13 protein-coding genes are annotated in these 16,928 nt (G+C 72.6%); 6 read left to right on the plus strand and 7 right to left on the minus strand.

Annotated features, from left to right (window positions below):
• Nucleotides 1-13: 13 nt before the first annotated feature.
• Complete coding sequence (locus K4G64_RS00695) at nucleotides 14-1,600, minus strand: AMP-binding protein (RefSeq protein WP_221754042.1); 1,587 nt, start codon at nucleotides 1,598-1,600, stop codon at nucleotides 14-16.
• A complete protein-coding gene (locus tag K4G64_RS00700; RefSeq protein WP_221754043.1) occupies nucleotides 1,597-3,276 on the minus strand; it encodes an AMP-binding protein in 1,680 nt (559 codons plus the stop codon). Before K4G64_RS00700 ends, K4G64_RS00695 begins: the two co-directional genes overlap by 4 nt.
• Nucleotides 3,277-3,401: 125 nt before the next feature.
• Between K4G64_RS00700 and K4G64_RS00705 the strand changes: the two genes are divergently transcribed.
• From K4G64_RS00705 to K4G64_RS00715, 3 genes are all read left to right on the plus strand, one after another.
• On the plus strand, nucleotides 3,402-4,223 hold the full coding sequence (locus K4G64_RS00705; protein ID WP_221754044.1) for a helix-turn-helix transcriptional regulator: 822 nt from the start codon (nucleotides 3,402-3,404) through the stop codon (nucleotides 4,221-4,223).
• A 204-nt stretch (nucleotides 4,224-4,427) separates the two neighbouring features.
• A complete protein-coding gene (locus K4G64_RS00710) occupies nucleotides 4,428-7,280 on the plus strand; it encodes a LuxR family transcriptional regulator (protein ID WP_221754045.1) in 2,853 nt (950 codons plus the stop codon).
• A gap of 201 nt (nucleotides 7,281-7,481) precedes the next feature.
• Nucleotides 7,482-8,273: a trypsin-like serine protease gene (locus tag K4G64_RS00715; RefSeq protein WP_221754046.1), complete on the plus strand. Its 792-nt coding sequence runs from the start codon at nucleotides 7,482-7,484 to the stop codon at nucleotides 8,271-8,273.
• A gap of 119 nt (nucleotides 8,274-8,392) precedes the next feature.
• Here K4G64_RS00715 and K4G64_RS00720 read toward each other — a convergent pair whose 3' ends face one another.
• The gene (locus K4G64_RS00720) at nucleotides 8,393-9,508 is read right to left on the minus strand and encodes a winged helix DNA-binding domain-containing protein (protein WP_221754047.1); all 1,116 of its coding nucleotides are present in this window, start codon (nucleotides 9,506-9,508) and stop codon (nucleotides 8,393-8,395) included.
• A gap of 273 nt (nucleotides 9,509-9,781) precedes the next feature.
• On the opposite strand from K4G64_RS00720, the gene K4G64_RS00725 reads away from it, so the two are divergent.
• Together K4G64_RS00725 and K4G64_RS00730 are read left to right on the plus strand one after the other, a co-directional pair.
• A complete protein-coding gene (locus K4G64_RS00725) occupies nucleotides 9,782-10,351 on the plus strand; it encodes a cysteine hydrolase family protein (protein WP_221754048.1) in 570 nt (189 codons plus the stop codon).
• A gap of 47 nt (nucleotides 10,352-10,398) precedes the next feature.
• Entirely contained in the window at nucleotides 10,399-11,283 is an 885-nt protein-coding gene (locus K4G64_RS00730; protein ID WP_221754049.1) for a helix-turn-helix domain-containing GNAT family N-acetyltransferase, read from the plus strand.
• A gap of 18 nt (nucleotides 11,284-11,301) precedes the next feature.
• Here K4G64_RS00730 and K4G64_RS00735 read toward each other — a convergent pair whose 3' ends face one another.
• Nucleotides 11,302-12,720 (minus strand): DUF1996 domain-containing protein, encoded by a 1,419-nt coding sequence (locus tag K4G64_RS00735; RefSeq protein WP_221754050.1) that lies wholly within the window; start codon nucleotides 12,718-12,720, stop codon nucleotides 11,302-11,304.
• Between the two features lie 122 nt (nucleotides 12,721-12,842).
• Entirely contained in the window at nucleotides 12,843-13,574 is a 732-nt protein-coding gene (locus tag K4G64_RS00740) for a flavodoxin family protein (RefSeq protein WP_221754051.1), read from the minus strand.
• Nucleotides 13,575-13,698: 124 nt separating this feature from the next.
• Between K4G64_RS00740 and K4G64_RS00745 the strand changes: the two genes are divergently transcribed.
• Nucleotides 13,699-14,700: an NAD(P)-dependent oxidoreductase gene (locus K4G64_RS00745; RefSeq protein ID WP_221754052.1), complete on the plus strand. Its 1,002-nt coding sequence runs from the start codon at nucleotides 13,699-13,701 to the stop codon at nucleotides 14,698-14,700.
• A 321-nt stretch (nucleotides 14,701-15,021) separates the two neighbouring features.
• Here the strand turns inward: K4G64_RS00745 and K4G64_RS00750 are convergent, their stop codons facing one another.
• Together K4G64_RS00750 and K4G64_RS00755 are read right to left on the minus strand one after the other, a co-directional pair.
• On the minus strand, nucleotides 15,022-16,146 hold the full coding sequence (locus K4G64_RS00750; protein WP_221754053.1) for a sensor histidine kinase KdpD: 1,125 nt from the start codon (nucleotides 16,144-16,146) through the stop codon (nucleotides 15,022-15,024).
• A 2-nt stretch (nucleotides 16,147-16,148) separates the two neighbouring features.
• Nucleotides 16,149-16,895, minus strand: a complete 747-nt coding sequence (locus K4G64_RS00755) for a response regulator transcription factor (protein WP_221754054.1) — start codon at nucleotides 16,893-16,895, stop codon at nucleotides 16,149-16,151.
• Nucleotides 16,896-16,928: the final 33 nt, after the last annotated feature.

A 16,928-nucleotide genomic window follows, 5' to 3' on the forward strand; every position in this document is an offset into this window, starting at 1 on the left:
GCGAGCGCGCACCTCAGCCGTCCGCGAACCTCTCCCGCAGCTCCACCTTGCGCACCTTCCCCGACACCGTCATCGGGAAGGAGTCGAGGATCCGCAGCCCGCTCGGGACCTTGTAGTGCGCCAACTGCCCCTCACAGAAGGCCCGGACCTCCTCCAGCGTCGGCGGGTCGGCCGGGTCGCGGGCGATGACGCAGGCCAGGACCTCCTCGCCGTAGCGCTCGTGCGGGACGCCGACGACCTGGACGTCCTGGATCTTGGGGTGGCCGTAGAGGAACTCCTCGATCTCGCGGGGGTAGATGTTCTCCCCGCCGCGGATGATCATGTCCTTGATGCGGCCGACGATCTCGACGTAGCCGTCCTCGCGCATCACGGCGAGGTCGCCCGTGTGCATCCAGCGGCCGGCGTCGACGGACTCGGCGGTCTTCTCCGGCTCATTCCAGTAGCCGAGCATCACGCTGTAGCCGCGGGTGCACAACTCACCCGCCCTGCCGCGCTGTTGGGTGACCCCTGTCGCCGGGTCGACGATCTTGACCTCGATGTGCGGCAGGACCCGGCCGACCGTGCCGGTGCGGTGCTCCAGGTCGTCGTCCCTGCGGGTCTGCAGCGACACCGGGGACGTCTCGGTCATGCCGTAGCAGATGGAGACCTCCGCCATGTGCATCTCGGCGACCACCCGCTTCATCACCTCCACCGGGCAGGGCGAGCCCGCCATGATGCCGGTGCGCAGGGAGGAGAGGTCGTAGGAGGCGAAGTCGGGGAGGTTCAGCTCCGCGATGAACATGGTCGGGACGCCGTAGAGCGAGGTGCAGCGCTCCTGCTGGACCGCGTCCAGGGTCGCCTTCGGGTCGAAGGACGGGGCGGGGATGACCATGCAGGCGCCGTGCGAGGTGGCGGCCAGATTCCCCATGACCATGCCGAAGCAGTGGTAGAAGGGGACCGGGATGCAGATTCTGTCCTGCTCGGTGTAGGCGATCGACTCACCCACGAAATAGCCGTTGTTGAGGATGTTGTGGTGGGAGAGGGTCGCGCCCTTGGGGAAGCCCGTCGTGCCCGACGTGTACTGGATGTTGATCGGGTCGTCGCAGCTGAGCTCCGCGTACACCGCGTCGGGGGTCGCCCGGCCGAGCAGCGCCTCCCAGCCCGGGTCGCCGAAGTAAGACACCTCCCGCAACTCCGGGACGGCTCCGCGGACTTGCTCGACCATTGCCCGGTAGTCGCTCGTCTTGTGGCTGAGGGAGGCGAAGAGCAGGGACACGCCCGCCTGCTTCAGGACGTACTCCACCTCGTGGGTGCGGTACGCCGGGTTGATGTTCACCATGATCGCGCCGATGCGGGCGGTGGCGTACTGGACGAGCACCCACTCGGGGCAGTTGACCGCCCAGATGCCCACCCGGTCGCCCTTGGCGACACCGGAGGCGTGCAGGGCGGAGGCGAGTTCGTCGACCGCCGCACCGAACTCGGCGTACGTCCAGCGCCGTCCGGACGGCACGTCGACCAGCGCCTCGCGGTCCGGCCAGGCCGCCACGGCCCGGTCCAGATTGGCGCCGATGGTGTCGCCGAGCAGCGCCGTCGCGCCGGTGCCGTGGCTGTAGGAGTTCACCGGAAGTCCTCCTCGCGGTACTCGGCGCCCGACCCGGCCGCCGTGGCCTCACGCAGCTCGATCCGGCGGATCTTGCCGGAGACGGTCTTGGGCAGCTCGCCGAACTCCAGGCGGCGGATGCGTTTGTAGGGGGCCAGGGCCTCGCGGGAGTGCTCGAACAGGACCTTGGCGGTGTCGGGGCCGGGCTCCCAGCCGTCGGCCAGCACGACGTAGGCCTTGGGGACGGCGAGCCGCAGTTCGTCCGGGGCGGGCACGACCGCCGCCTCGGCGACCGCCTCGTGCTCCAGCAGCGCGCTCTCCAGCTCGAACGGGCTGATCTTGTAGTCGGAGGCCTTGAAGACGTCGTCGCTGCGCCCGATGTACGTCAGGTAGCCCTCGTCGTCCCGGGAGGCGACGTCGCCCGTGCGGTAGTAGCCGCCGGCCATCGCCTCCGCCGTGCGGTCCGCGTCACCGTGGTAGCCGGTCATCAGGCCGACGGGGCGCTCCGACAGGTCGAGGGCGATCTCGCCCTCCGTGGCGCCCGGCGCGCCGGAGACGGGGTCGAGGAGTTCGACGCGGTAGCCGGGACTCGGCCGGCCCATCGAACCGGTCTTGAGCGGCTGGCCGGGGCTGTTGGCGACCTGGACGGCGGTCTCGGTCTGGCCGAAGCCGTCGCGGATGGTGATGTTCCAGGCGCGGCGGACCTGCTCGATGACCTCGGGGTTGAGCGGCTCACCGGCCGCGACGACCTCGCGGGGCGGGGTGCGCAGCTGTGTCAGGTCGGCCTGGATGAGCATGCGCCACACGGTCGGCGGGGCGCAGAAGGTGGTGACGCCCGCCCGGTCCATCTCCGTCATGAGCCGAGCGGCGTCGAACCGCGTGTAGTTGTGCAGGAAGACCGTCGCCTCGGCGTTCCATGGAGCGAAGAGATTGGACCAGGCGTGCTTGGCCCAGCCGGGTGAGGAGATGTTCAGATGCACGTCGCCGGGCTTCAGGCCGATCCAGTACATGGTCGACAGATGGCCGATCGGATACGAGGTGTGGGTGTGTTCGACGAGCTTGGGCCGGGCGGTGGTGCCCGAGGTGAAGTAGAGCATCAGCGGGTCGTCGGCCCGGGTCGGGCCGTCGGGGGTGAAGTCGGCGGAGGCCTCGTAGGCGTCGTCCAGCGGCAGCCAGCCCTCCGGCACCGCGCCGGCGGCGCCCGCGGCGATGCGCGTGTAGTCGCCGGGGACCTCGCCGAACTTGCCGGTGTCCTCCGGGCGCGCGATGACGTGCCGGACCCGGCCCCGCTCGACGCGGTCGCGCAGGTCGGCCGGGCCGAGCAGCGGGGTGGCCGGGATGACCACCGCGCGCAGTTTCATCGCGGCGAGGGCGGTGATCCACAGTTCGGCCTGATTGCCGAGCATGACGAGGATCCGGTCCTCGGCGCGCACGCCCCGGTCGCGCAGCCAGGAGGCGAACTGGGCCGACCGTACCGACATCTCCCCGAAGGACAGCCGGGTCTCACGGCCGTCCTCCTCGACCAGGTGCAGGGCGGTGCGGGCGTTGCCGTGGGCGATCACGTCGAACCAGTCGAGCGCCCAGTTGAAGTACTCGGGGCGCGGCCAGCGGAAGCCCGCGTAGGCGGCCGGGTAGTCGTCGCGGTGTTCCAGCAGGAAATCCCGCGCACTGCGGAACAGCTCCGTCGCCGATGTCATCTGTCCTCCTGGGTACCGGACCATTGCCGGGCGGCTCTGAGCCATCGTGTAATCCGTGATGCAGGTCTCACTACCCCCGAACGGGGGGTGCGCCCGCACAGGAGCCGTAGTGAAGGGGCGATCAGGTGACGACGGACGCGTCCGACGCGGTCGAGATACGGGACGCGCTGCTGCGTCTGCGGCGGGGCACCGGCCTTCCGGTCGCGTTCGGCGGCCTGATGGAGGCCGGGCAGCGGATGCGCATCAGCGAGCTGAGCGGCACGGCGACGCACGCCCTGCGGTCGCTGGCGGTGACCTCCGGCACCGGTCTGGGCGGCAAGACGGTGGCGCTGTCCAGGCCGTGCGTGGTGACGGACTACTCGGCGTCGCGGCAGATCAGCCACGAGTACGACGCCCCGGTGGCCGCGGAGGGGCTGCGCTCGGTGCTTGCCGTGCCGGTGGTGGTGCGCCACCGGGTGCGCGGGGTGCTGTACGGGGCGCTGCGCACGGCTCTGCCGCTGGGCGGGCGGATGCTGGACGTGGCCGTGGAGGCGGCGCGGGACCTGGAGCGGGCGCTGGTGGTCCGGGAGGAGGCCCGCACCCTGGCCGCCGAGGCCGGTGCCGGTGACGGGGCGGGCCCGGGGTGGGAGCAGGTGCGGGAGGCGCACACGGCCCTGCGGGCGCTGGCGCCGCGGATCGCGGACCCGGAGCTGCGCGAGGAGCTGCTCGGCGCGTGTGCGCTGCTGACGCCCGAGTCCGCCGGGTCGCCCCGGGTCCGGCTCGCGCCGCGCGAGGTGGACGTGCTGGCGTGCGTGGCGGCGGGGGCGACGAACGCGGTCGCCGCGGAGCGCCTGGGGGTGACGCCGGAGACGGTCAAGGGGTACCTGCGGTCGGCCATGCGGAAGCTGCGGGCCCGCACCCGCGGCGAGGCCGTGGTCGCCGCGCGCCGGGCGGGGTGGTTGCCATAGTTTTGTGGTGCTTTCCGCTGCGCTCGCTCGTGCGGTCCGCCGGGGTTGCCGACGGGGTGCCGGCCTCGTGTTCCGCCGCATTCGCCAGGGCGAAAAATTTTCGTCCGCCGACACTCGTTGTTATTTCCCTCACCACCCCGTCCCTCCGAAATTCAAAGAGCTGTTGCCTAATATTGGCCAGGACACGACACAGGGAGGGAAGCGGTGACCGTGCCACGGGACTTCCAGGAGCCTCCCAGGAGCCGCCCCGACCTGGTCATCGGCCGGGAGGACCTGTTCACGGCGGCACGTGAGCAGCTCGGCCGAGGGGGCAGTGTGCTGCTCCACGGCCCCGCCGGAATTGGAAAGTCGACGGTCCTGCGGGCGCTGGCCGCGGATTACGGGGGCGCGGACCGGACGGTGTTGCGCTGCTCGGCGACCGAGTCCGAATCGCACCTGCCCTTCCTGGCGCTGGCCGACCTGTTCGGTCTGGTCCTGGACGATGTGTCCGGCGCGCTGCCGGCCGCCCAGCGCACCGCCCTGGAGTCGGCGCTCACCGGCCGAGGCGAGTCCACACTCCAGCGCGACGGGCTCGCGCTGCGCCTGGCGGTGCTGTCGGCGCTGCGCGTTCTCGCCGCGAAGGGCCCGGTGCTCGTGGTCGCCGACGATCTTCAGTGGCTGGACGCCGCCAGTGCGGAGCTGCTCGGCTTCGCGGCCCGCCGACTGGGCGACACACCCGTGCAGATGCTGTGCGCGGTGCGGACCGAGGGCCAGGAGTACGACCGCCACCTGCCGGCGTCCCCGCCCGACACGCTCGCCGTCCGGCTGGGCCCGCTGAACCGTACGCAGGTCTCCGCGCTGCTCGACCACCGCGGCTACACGCCCCTGTCCCGCTCCACGATCCGCGACATCCACCGCACCAGCGGCGGCAACCCCCTCTTCGCACTGGAGCTCGGCCGGGCCCTGGCCGAGAGCCCTGCCCGGCCCCGGCCGGGCGAGCCGCTGCCCGTGCCCACCTCGCTGCGCGCCCTGGTGCTGAGCCGGCTGGAGATGCTGTCCGACGAGGCGCGCCGCACCCTCCTCGTCGCCAGCGCCGGTGCCCGTCCCACGCTGGCGCTGCTGCACGCGGCCGGGCGGGAGCACGCCGAGGCCGAGACGGCCCAGGCGGCGGCGCTGGGCCTGCTGGCCACGGACCCCGAGGCGCCGGCCCTGCGGTTCGCGCACCCGCTGATCTCGGCGGCCCTGTACGCGGAGGCCCCGGCACAGGAGCGGCGGGCCGTGCACACCGCGCTGTCCACGGCCGCCTCCGACCCGATCGAGCGGGCCCGGCACCTGGCCCTGGCGACCACCGGCACCGACCCCGACGTGGCGGCCCGGCTGGCCGAGGCCGGTGCGCTGGCCCGGGACCGCGGGGCGCCCTCCGTGGCCGCCTCGCTCGGGCTGCTGTCCGCCCGGCACACCCCGGCGGACAGCACCCCGGGCCCCGACGAGCGCCGTCTGCAGGCCGCGGAGGACGCGATCACCGCAGGCGAGGCCGATCTCGCCCGGGACATCGCACGTGACGTCCTGACGCGTGCCACCGTGCCCACCGAGCGGGTGCGGGCCTGGATGGCGGTCATCGAGGCGGCCGGCCAGGCCCTCGGCGACGTCGACGCCGTCTTCCCGCAGGTCCTGGCCGACGCGGGCGACGACCCGCGTCTGCTCGCCCAGGTCCACTACCAGCTGGCCTGGCGCGGCCTGGTCGTCGAGGGCGACTTCGCCGAGGCCCGCCAGGAGGCCGCGCACGCGGCGGAGCTGGCCGCCCGGGGCGGGGACCGGCGCACCGAGCTGATGGCGCTGTCCTTCCAGGCCTCCACCGAGACCCTGATGGGTCATCCGGACGCCCCCGTGACCGTCAAGCGGGCGCTGAAGGAACCCCAGGACCCCTATGTGGCCTGCCACCACAACGGCGCGGGGTCGGCCCGATTCCGCTGGCTGATCATGAGCGACCAGCTGCCCGAGGCGCGGGCGACGATCACCGCGCTGCTGCGCGAGGTGCGCCGGCGCGGGATGGTCGAGAGCGAGGTGCACTTCCTGCGCTTCCTCGCCGACACGGAACTGCGCTCCGGGCACTGCGGACGGGCCCTGGACCTGGCCCGCGAGAGTCTGCGGCTGGCCCGGGACTCCGGGATAGGCGAAGGCGCCTCGGCCATGCTCGCCTCCCTCGCGGAGGCCTCCGCCGGGGACGTCGACCGGGCCCTGGCCCTGGCCCGGGAGGCGGCCGACCACGCCGAGGTCGACGGTGACCAGATGTACCTGTCCCGGGCCCTCGCGGCGCTGGGCTACGCCCAGTTGGTGGCCGGCGACCCGGCCGCCACCGTCCGTTCGCTGCGCCGGGTGCGGGAGCTGGAGCAGGGGCTCGGCATCAACGACCCCGGGCGCGGCCGCTGGCACGGCGACCTCGCCGAGGCCCTGGTCCGCATCGGCGAGCCGGGCGAGGCCCAGGACGTCATCGACACCACCCGGGCGCACGCGCTGCGGCTGGGCCGGCAGAGCGTGCTGGCCGTCCTCGACCGGGCCGAGGCGCTGGTGCGGGCGGCACGCGGCGAACACGAGGCCGCCGTCGTCCGGTTGACGTCCGTGCAGGACCGGCTCGGCCGGCTCGGGTACGGCCTGGAGGAGGCCCGGGCCGCCTTCGCGCTGGCCCGGCTGCGCGCCCAGGCCGCGGCCTCCCCGCGAGCCGGTGCCAGACCGCTGCCGGGACCGGCGTCGTACGACGAGGCCGCCCGGCTGTTCCGGCGCTGCCGCGCGCTGCCCTGGCTGCGGCAGGTCGACGCGGCCGCCACGGCGGGTCCCGCGGCGGTGGAACCGGCCGCCGCCGCGCCGGCCGTCGCCCTCGACGCGCTGGAGGGCCTCGCCGCGATGGAGCGTCAGGTCGCCTCGCTGGTGATGGAGGGCGCGACCAACCGGGAGATCGCGGGGCGCCTGTTCATCAGCGTCAAGACCGTCGAGGCGACCCTCACCCGGGTCTACCGCAAGCTCGGCATCCGCTCCCGGGTGGACATCGTCCGGCTGGCGGCGGGCCGCCGAACGACCTGACCCACCTGGGTTTATTCCACCGGACCGAGGGTTATCCCTGCCCAACTCCCTTAGGGGGTTCCCTCATTGGGCGCCCCCTCGTCCGGGCTCTAGCTTTGGGGCGTGCCGCTCGCCGGGCACACGGAGATCCGAACAACGGCGTCAGGGTCCCCGTGCACCACCACCCGCGCGACCCCCACCGGCAACTCCCCAAGGAGACCCATGTTCGGGCTCAGCATTGCCAAGAAGGCCGCCGCCGTCGCCGCGGCGACCGCTGCCGCCGCCACGACCGCGCTGCTCGCCGCCCCCACGGCCGTCGCCGCGCCCCAGCCGATCGTCGGCGGCACCACGACCACGACGTCCGCGTACCCGTTCGTCATGCAGATCACCGACGCCTCGCAGAACCAGTTCTGCGGCGGCACGCTGGTCTCGCCCACGAAGGTCGTCACCGCCGCGCACTGCATGGTCGGCGAGAGCACCAGCAGTGTGCGCGTCGTCGGTGGCCGCACCTACCTCAACGGCACCAACGGCACGGTCGCCAGAGTCAGCAAGATATGGATCCACCCGAGCTACACCGACGCCACCAACGGCGACGACGTGGCCGTGCTGACGCTGTCGACGTCGATGCCGTACACCCCGGCGACGTACGTCTCCTCCTCCCAGACCTCGGTGTACGCGGCCGGCACCACGGCCCGCATCCTCGGCTGGGGCACCACCTCCTCGGGCGGCAGCAGCTCCAACCAGCTGCGCACCGCGACCGTACCGACCGTGTCCGACTCCAGCTGCGCGAGCTCCTACGGCTCCGACTTCGTGCAGAGCGACATGGTGTGCGCCGGAAAGGCCTCCGGCGGCGTGGACACCTGCCAGGGCGACAGCGGCGGCCCCCTGCTCATCGGGGGCGTCCTGGCAGGCATCACTTCCTGGGGCGAAGGCTGCGCCCAGGCCGGTTACCCGGGTGTCTACACCCGGCTGACCACCTTCTCCAACCTGGTCACGACGCAGGTCAACTCGTGACCGGACACTAGCTCCTGAGTAACCCTCAGGTGAAAGACCAGGGGGCGTTGCGGGCCTCCACGAGCGGCCCGCAACGCCCCCTCTCCATGCGTGGAGCGGCCTACCGGGTCCGTGGCCTTCTAGGTCCGTACGGCTCCGAACCGGATGTCGTACGACGACTCCGGGTGCATGACGCGCAGCATCCGTTCCCCCTCGGCGGTGACGTCGTCCCTCTGGCTCCGGGTGAGGCGGTCGAAGGGTTCGATCACGAGCGCGTCCTCCTCCAGTCGCCACAGCCCCGCGAGGAAGCCGTCGACGAGGAGCGTGCGGTAGGCCATGTTCCCCTTCCAGGAGCGGCCCCGGTGCTCGGGCGGGACGACGCGGGTGCGGTCGGCGTGCGAGAGCAGCAGGTTGTCGAACTCGGGGAGGAAGCGCGGCGGTGCCGGGGTGTCCGGGCCGGGGCGGGGAGCGTCGGGGAGGTCGAAGAGTTCGACGCCGGCTTCGTCCCGGAAGGTCAGGAGCCGCGGCCGGAGGCGCTCGAAGGCGTCGCGCAGGCGGGTCATGCCGGCCCAGGCCTGCATGTCCTTCACGGAGGCCGGGCCGAAGGCGGCGAGGTAGCGCAGCACGACGGCGTCGGGGGTGGGGGCCGGCTGCGCGGGACGGCCGAGCCAGTGCTCGGCGGTGGTGAGACTGACCTGCCCGCTCTGCCCCCACAGGCCGCGCGGCGTCACCTGCACGAGCGGGAGGCGGCAGCGGGCCGCGACGGCCAGGGCCTGCGGATCGGCGTCCGGCCACTCCCGGAGCAGGGCCTCGCGCAGTTGCTTCATGGTGCGGGGCTCGGCCTCGACGAGGTCGCGGGCGAGACCGGTGAGCCGGTCCAGGTCGACGCCGGCGAGTCCGGCGCGGAAGGTGACCAGCTCCCGGTCCCGGGCGGGCTGCACCAGCGGCCGCAGGGTGAGGCAGTCGTCCGCGGTGTGGGTGTGGATGGTGGAGCGCATCGTGACGATTCGAACGACCTCGCGGTCCGCCATCGGTTGCGACAGCGCCTCGGGGGTGAACCCGTCGAGCCGGGCGGCGAGGGCGTAGTACGGCGGCTTGACGTTCTGCGCCTGGAGCCCGAGCAGGTGCTCGACGGCCGCCGTGACGGAGAGCGGGGCGGGGCGCAGGAGCAGCTGCCGGTCGAGGGTCGCGCGGTTGAGGGCACGCGTGCCGAGCAGGGGTGCCGTGCCGGTGACGCTCCGCTTGGTGTTCGTCATGCGATGCACGGTAGCGGGGCTTGCGGACAGGTTCTGTCCGCGACTTGACGGGTTCGGGCCGACGCGGGGCGCGAGTCCGTGCGTCGTCTTCATCACCGACTGACGACATCCGCGCAGGTTGTTAGGCCCGCCGCGGCGCCGGGTACTCAGCTGTACGTTCCCGGAACCCGCACCACACGCATCACACGGGAGATCCGATGCTGCGACTTCCTCCGCGACCAGAACGCCCCCGCACCCCCTGAAACGACAGCACCGGACGGAAGGGCGCAGGGCATGGAACGAGGCGCAGACCCGAGGCGGTCGGCTCTCATCGTGATCGACATGATCAACACGTACGAGCACGAGGACGCCGAGCTCCTCGTGCCGTCCGTGGAGCAGGTCGTGCCGGTCCTGACCGAGCTGCTGGGCCGGGCCCGGGAGGCGGACGTCCCGGTGATCTATGTGAACGACAACTTCGGATTGTGGCGCTCGCACCACGGGGAGCTGCTGGACGCGGCCCTGTCCCACCGGCACGCCCACCTCATCGAGCCGATCCGGCCCGACGACCGGTCGCTCTTCGTCATGAAGGCCCGCCACTCGGTGTTCTTCGAGACGCCCCTGTCCTACCTGCTGTGGAGCCTGGGCGTCGGGCACGTGGTGATGACCGGCCAGGTCACCGAGCAGTGCGTCCTCTACTCCGCCCTGGACGCGCACATCCGCCATCTGGAGGTGACGGTACCGAGGGACGCCGTCGCCTCCATCCATCCCCACCTGGCGTCCGCGGCGCTGGAGATGATGGAGCGCAACATGGGCGCCCGGATCATCACGGCGAAGGAGACCGAGTTCGCGCCCGCCGAGGCCTGAGACCTGCGCCCTTTACCCCCGTGCCATTACCTGACTAGAGTCAGAGAATGGCGAAGGGGCAGGTGGAACAGGTACGACGCTTCAACCGGACGGTTGCCGAGCGGGTGGGGGTGCTGCACGACCACTATCTGGGCGGTGCGCGCCCCTACGGCCAGGCGCGGCTGCTCTGGCAGATCGGTGACGGCGGCACGCACGACGTCCGCGGCGTCCGGGAGCGGCTCGGTCTCGACTCGGGCTATGTGAGCCGGCTGCTGCGGGCGCTCGAGCGGGACGGCCTCGTCACCGTCGCACCCCACCCCGACGACCGGCGGGTCCGCACCGTGCGGCTGACCGAGGCCGGGCGGCAGGAGCGTGCGCTGCTCGACGACCGCAGCGACGCACTCGCCGCCTCCCTCCTCGACCCTCTCGACGCCCGGCAACGGGAGCGGCTGACCTCCGCGATGGCGGAGGTCGAGCGACTGCTGACCGCGTCGATGGTCCACCTGGAAGAACTCGACCCCGATCACCCGGACTCCGCGCACTGCCTGCGGTCCTACGCCGCCGAACTGCGGGAACTCTTCGACGGTGGCTTCGACCCCGCGAACAGCCTGCTGCCCGACCCGGGCGAACTGCGGGCGCCGCGCGGGCTGTTCCTCGTCGCCCGGCTGCACGGCGAGCCGGTGGGCTGCGCCGGTCTCAAACTGCCGGCCGGGGCCCCGGCCGAGATCAAGCGGCTGTGGGTCTCCCCGCGCTCCAGGGGTCTCGGCCTGGCCCGACGGCTGCTGGCCGAACTCGAGACCCGCGCCGCCCGGCACGGCAGCGACCGGGTGCGGCTCGACACCAACAGGGCGCTGACGGCGGCCACCCGTCTCTACCGCGACAGCGGGTACACCGAAGTCCCCGCCTTCAACGACGAGCCGTACGCCCACCACTGGTTCGAGAAGCGGCTGTGACAGCGGGCGCCGGTCGGCTCAGCCGCAGCGGCGGCCGGAGTTGATGCATGCGACCGCCTTCTTCATCAGCCGCTCGGGCATGGCGTTGATGAAGTCGCCGTGGTCGGTGACGGGCTTGTGCAGCGACTCGGGGAAGCTGTCCACGGCGAAGGCGGTGCTGCCGGCCAGGCCGCCGTAGGTGAGGCGCTGCACGAGCTGCGGGATCGCCTTGAAGCCGGCCGGGCAGTTGCCGCGGGCGTCGGTGAAGGCGACATGGCTGCGGTGGTTGGCACTGTCGGTGTTCCTGCCGTCCCAGCAGCTCTGGAACCTCTCGGTGCGGACCAGCTCGCTGCCGGCCGGGCAGATCGGGTACTTGTCCTTGAGCTGGACTCGGTTCTCGAAGCCGGTGCAGGACCAGGCCGCGTTGGCGTTGGCACCGCCGTTCGCGTTGGCCTTGGCGTCACCGGTGATGATGCGCAGGAAGCGCGGCATGGCCACCACCTTGCCGCGGGGGCTGCCGACGAAGGTGAGGCTCGCGGACGTGGGGGTGAGGATCTTGCCGATGTTGCCCTCGGCTCCGCCGCCGGGCTTGTCCGCGTCCGCCTCCTCGGTTCCGCTGCGGTCGCGCAGCACCGGCCAGTAGTAGGTCGACCGGTCGCCCTTGTCGCACGTGGTTTCCGCCGCGGCCAGGGTGTCGTCGGTCGTGAAGGCGTCGACGCCTATGGCTCCGACGTAGTCGTGGGTGTGGTGGGCCCCGTTGCCCACTCCCGGTGCGACGATCACGTTGTCGGAGTTGTGCCGGCCTTCCGCGTTGACACCGCAGCGGGTCTTGAAGGCGCCCTTGGAGGCGGTGCGGCTGTCGCGGGGCCGGGTGGGCACATTGGGGGCGACCTTGGTGATGTCCACGAAGTCCTCGGGCACCGGACCGTTGCCGGCGGGCGGGGACGGGCTCGCACCCTGCTGCTCTTGGCCCTGCTGCCCTGGCTGACCTTGCTGTCCTTGACCCCGCTGCCCCTGTCCGGAGCCGGCCAGCGTGCATGCGGCCAGGCCGTTCAGACCCTGCGGGCGGGGTGCGCCCGTGCGGCTGATCGCGATGGCGATGCGGTCGACGGTGGCGGCCCGCTTGTCCTTCAGGGGGCCGAGGATCGCGTTCTGCACGAAGTCCGGACCGCCCTGGCCGCGCGTTGCGGCCAGCCGGTCGCCCGCCTCGGTGATCTGGGACTCCAGCAGTCGCAGATTGCGGTCGACCTCCGCACGCGCCTGCCGGGGCACGTCCGGCAGGCGGTCCGCCACCGAGGGGCAGGACAGGGGCGAGGCCGCGCGGGGGGTGGCGCGGGGGGTGTCGGTCGCGTTGGCCTGCATGGTGACCAGCGCGAGTCCGACCCCGCCCGCGGCCAGTCCGGCGACCAGGACGATCGCGTTGCGCCGCTTCCGGTTGCGCCTGTGTCCCTGGTTCATGGTGACCCTTCCGTTCCTGTGTCGGGTGGGAACACCGTGACCGCTGGGACAAGGGGCGACCACCGGTTCCGGTCTCGCGTCACCGTCGCGTAAGAACTGGCACCCCCGCGCCGCCCCGCCCGTCAGCGGTGCTCGGGGTTGTCCGCACCGGGGCGGCAGCCGGCGTCCCACTGCGAGCGCTGGTTGCCATAGGCGGGGACCCCTCCGGCGCGCTTCAGCAGGGCCGCGATGTGCATGAGGTTCCAGGTCATGAAGCTGGTGTTGCGGTTGGTGAAGTCGTTCTCCGGGCCGCCGGAGTCCGGGTCCAGGTACGACGGCCCGGGGCCGGCCGCGCCGATCCAGCCGGCGTCCGCCTGGGGCGGGATCGTGTAGCCGAGGTGCTGGAGGCTGTAGAGGACGTTCATCGCGCAGTGCTTGATGCCGTCCTCGTTGCCGGTGATGAGGCAGCCGCCGACTCGGCCGTAGTAGGCGTACTGGCCCTGGGAGTTGAGCAGCGAGGAGCAGGCGTAGAGGCGCTCGATGACCCGCTTGGTGACGGAGCTGTTGTCGCCCAGCCAGATGGGGCCGGCCAGGACCAGGATGTCGGCCGCCATGACCTTCTCGTACAGCGCCGGCCAGTCGTCCGTGGCGAAGCCGTGTTCTGTCATGTCCGGGTAGACGCCGGGTGCGATGTCGTGGTCGACGGCGCGGATCAGGTCCGTGGTCACCCCGGCGCTCTCCATGATCGACCGGCTCTTGTCGATCAGGCCCTGGGTGTGGCTGCGCTGCGGGGACGGTTTGAGGGTGCAGTTGATGTAGAGGGCGCTCAGGTCGTCGTAGCGGGGGGCCGCATCGGGTGCGGAGGGAGCTGTCATGGGTGCAGGGTCTCGCGGCGGGCCCGGATTGTTGTGGTTCGGCGCACCCGTGCCCGCCTTACGGAGTCATGACGTACGGCCGCGTTCCCGTGAGACGGCGGTGGTGGGCGCCTAGCGTGCCCGTATGCGCGTACTGGTCACCGGCGGTGCCGGGTTCATCGGGTCCCATGTGGTCGCCACCCTGCGGGAGCGGGGGCACGAGGCGGTCGTGTTCGACGTACGGGAGGATTCCGCGTCCGACGTGCGGGACGCCACGGCGGTGCGCCGCGCACTGGCCGGTGTGGACGCGGTGTGCCACCAGGCCGCGAAGGTCGGACTCGGCGACGGGGTCGCCGACGCGGCGGACTACGTCTCGCACAACGACCTGGGGACGGCCGTGCTGCTCGCGGCCATGGCGGAGGCGGGTGTGCGGACCCTCGTGCTCGCCGGGTCGATGGTCGTCTACGGCGAGGGGCGGTACGCGTGTGCGCGGCACGGGGTGGTGAGGCCCGGGCCGCGGGCGGTGGCCGATCTCGACGCGGGCCGGTTCGAGCCCGCGTGCCCGGTGTGCGGGGAGGACCTCGCCCCCGGGCTGGTCCGTGAGGACGCCCCGGCCGATCCGCGGAACGTGTACGCGACGACCAAGCTCGCCCAGGAGCATCTGGCCGCCTCCTGGGCCCGCTGCACCGGCGGGTCGGCGGTGTCGCTGCGCTACCACAACGTGTACGGACCCGGCATGCCCCGGGACACCCCCTACGCCGGTGTCGCCTCCTTCTTCCGCTCGGCGCTCGCCCGGGGCGAAGCCCCGCGGGTGTTCGAGGACGGGCGGCAGCGCAGGGACTTCGTGCACGTCCGGGACGTCGCGGCGGCGAACGCCGTGGCGCTGGAGGCTCCGGCCGCGCCGGGTGCGCTCACCGCGTACAACGCGGGCAGCGGAGACCCTCACACCGTCGGCGAGATGGCACGGGCCCTGGCCGCCGCGTACGGCGGACCCCAGCCGGTCGTCACGGGCGAGTACCGGCTCGGAGACGTACGGCACATCACCGCGGACTCATCGCGACTGCGGGCGGACCTGGGGTGGAAGCCGGAGTCCGGCTTCGAGGAGGGCATGACGGAGTTCGCACGGGCGGGGATGCGGGGCGCGTAGCCGGTCGGACCGCGTCGACCGCCGCGCAACAGCGCTCGCAGGCAGGGCCCCGGGCGCAGGCACGCGGCGGATGTTCCGCCGCGCGGCCGAAGCGCCTGCGGGCGTCAGCGCACACCAACAGGTCCGCCACGAAGCAGCAGCGCCGACGGCGTCAGCGCACGCCAACGGGTCCGCCGCGAAGCAGCAGCGATCCCAGGCATCGGCACGCGACGGACGTTCCGTCGCGAAGCCGCGGCACCCGCACGCAAGCAGGACTCCCGCCCGATGCCGCAACGCATCGCTCGCCGGCGTCGGGATGCCGGCGAGCGATGCGGCTCGGGGTCAGCTCGACTTCACCGACGCCGCCGCCGGTAGTACCACCTCGAAGCGGCAGCCCCCGGGGATGTTGCGGACGCCGGTTCGGCCCTGGTGGGCCTCCACGATGCCGCGGACGATGGCGAGGCCCAGGCCCGCGCCCGCCGGGGGCGTCCGGGCGTGCGTGCCGCGCCAGCCGGTGTCGAAGACGCGGGGCAGATCCTCCTCGGGGATGCCACCGCAGCCGTCCGACACCGACAGCACGACACCCTCGGGAGAACGCTCGGCGGCGATCGCGACCGTGCCGTCGGCCGGGGTCCGGCGGATCGCGTTGACCAGCAGGTTGCCCAGCACCCGGCTCATCTCCTTGCCGTCCACCTCCACCGGCACCGGCTCGATGCGGCCGCCCACCAGCCGTACCCCGTGCTCGCGGGCCAGCGGGTCGACTCCGGCGAGGGCGTCGCCGACGAGGTCGTACAGGGAGATCCGGGTGGGCGTCAGGGCCAGGGCCCCGGCGTGGATGCGGGAGAGTTCGAAGAGGTCGCCGACCATGTCGTTGAGGCGTTCGACCTCGGTCCGCATCTGCCGGAGATAGCGGTCCGGGTCGGCGGCGACGCCGTCCTCCAGAGCCTCCGACATGGCGCGCAGACCGGCCAGCGGGGTCCGCAGGTCGTGGGAGATCCAGGCGACGAGTTCACGACGGGAGGTCTCCAGGGCGCGTTCCCGTTCCCGGGACTCGGCGAGCCTGGCGCTGGTGGCGGCCAGCTCGCGGCTCACCGCGGCGAGTTCGGCCGTGGCCGGGCCCCCGGGCGCGGCGAAGTTCCCGCCGTCGCCGAAGGAGCGCGCGGCCGCGGCGAGTTCACGGCTGCGGGCCACGACCCAGCGGCCCAGCAGCAGCGCCGTGGCCAGGGAGACGACGGCCGCCATGGCGACGACGGTCGTGACGACGGTCAGGTCGTGCGGCGACAGGAACATCGCCCAGGCGACGATGAGCGTGCCCGCGAGCATCGCGACGACGCCGACCGCCGCCACCACCGCGAGCGAGACGGTCAGCGAGCGGCGGCGGAGCAGGCGCAGCGCACCCGCTCCGGCCAGTCCCGCCGCGGCGGCACCGGCGAAGGCGTACAGGGCGATGAGGAGGTTGTCGCGCACGGTCAGTCGTCCCCTTCACCGGGCTCACCGAGTGCACCGGGTTCGAAGCGGTAGCCCACGCCCCAGACGGTCTGGATGAGGCGGGGCCGGGCGGGGTCGTCCTCGACCTTGCCGCGCAGGCGGCGGACGTGGACCGTGACGGTCGACAGGTCACCGAAGTCCCATCCCCAGACCTCACGCATCAGGTCCTCGCGCCCGAAGGCCCGCCCCGGGTGCCGCATGAAGAAGGAGAGCAGGTCGAACTCCCGGAGGGTGAGGGCGAGTTCGCTGCCGTTCTTGGTCGCTCTGCGGGCCGCCGGTTCGATCGTCAGACCGGCTGCTCCCAAGCTGCTGCCCGTGGCGGCGGGGCGGCTGCGGCGCAGCACCGACTCGACGCGCAGGACGAGTTCGCGGGGGCTGAAGGGCTTGGTGACGTAGTCGTCGGCGCCGACCTCCAGGCCCAGGATGCGGTCGTCCTCGTCGCCTCGGGCGGTCAGCATGATGACGGGCACGGGGCCGCGGCCGCGGATCCGCCGGCACACCTCCAGGCCGTCCATGCCGGGCAGCATCAGGTCGAGCACGACCAGGTCCGGCCGGTGGGCGGCGGCGCGGGCGAGGGCGGTCGGGCCGTCGTCGGCGCGGTCCACGGCGTAACCGGCGCGGTCCAGATACCCGGCGACGACCTCGGCGACGGTCGGATCGTCGTCGACGACCAGGATCCTGCGGGATCCGTCCGCGGTCCCGGGCGGCTCGTACGGCTGTCGGTGCATGCCCCCAGCCTGGCACCACGTCGCCACCGGCGG

The organism is Streptomyces sp. WAC04114 (assembly GCF_019733245.1).
Lineage (GTDB): Bacteria > Actinomycetota > Actinomycetes > Streptomycetales > Streptomycetaceae > Streptomyces > Streptomyces massasporeus_A.

Excerpts from the sequence above, each read along its gene's own strand:
- K4G64_RS00720 (WP_221754047.1), bottom strand. The coding sequence starts at position 9,508 with ATGACGAACACCAAGCGGAGCGTCACCGGCACGGCACCCCTGCTCGGC.
- K4G64_RS00740 (WP_221754051.1), bottom strand. The coding sequence starts at position 13,574 with ATGACAGCTCCCTCCGCACCCGATGCGGCCCCCCGCTACGACGACCTG.
- K4G64_RS00745 (WP_221754052.1), top strand. The coding sequence starts at position 13,699 with ATGCGCGTACTGGTCACCGGCGGTGCCGGGTTCATCGGGTCCCATGTG.
- K4G64_RS00755 (WP_221754054.1), bottom strand. The coding sequence starts at position 16,895 with ATGCACCGACAGCCGTACGAGCCGCCCGGGACCGCGGACGGATCCCGC.
- K4G64_RS00730 (WP_221754049.1), top strand. The coding sequence starts at position 10,399 with ATGGCGAAGGGGCAGGTGGAACAGGTACGACGCTTCAACCGGACGGTT.
- K4G64_RS00700 (WP_221754043.1), bottom strand. The coding sequence starts at position 3,276 with ATGACATCGGCGACGGAGCTGTTCCGCAGTGCGCGGGATTTCCTGCTG.
- K4G64_RS00715 (WP_221754046.1), top strand. The coding sequence starts at position 7,482 with ATGTTCGGGCTCAGCATTGCCAAGAAGGCCGCCGCCGTCGCCGCGGCG.
- K4G64_RS00735 (WP_221754050.1), bottom strand. The coding sequence starts at position 12,720 with ATGAACCAGGGACACAGGCGCAACCGGAAGCGGCGCAACGCGATCGTC.
- K4G64_RS00725 (WP_221754048.1), top strand. The coding sequence starts at position 9,782 with ATGGAACGAGGCGCAGACCCGAGGCGGTCGGCTCTCATCGTGATCGAC.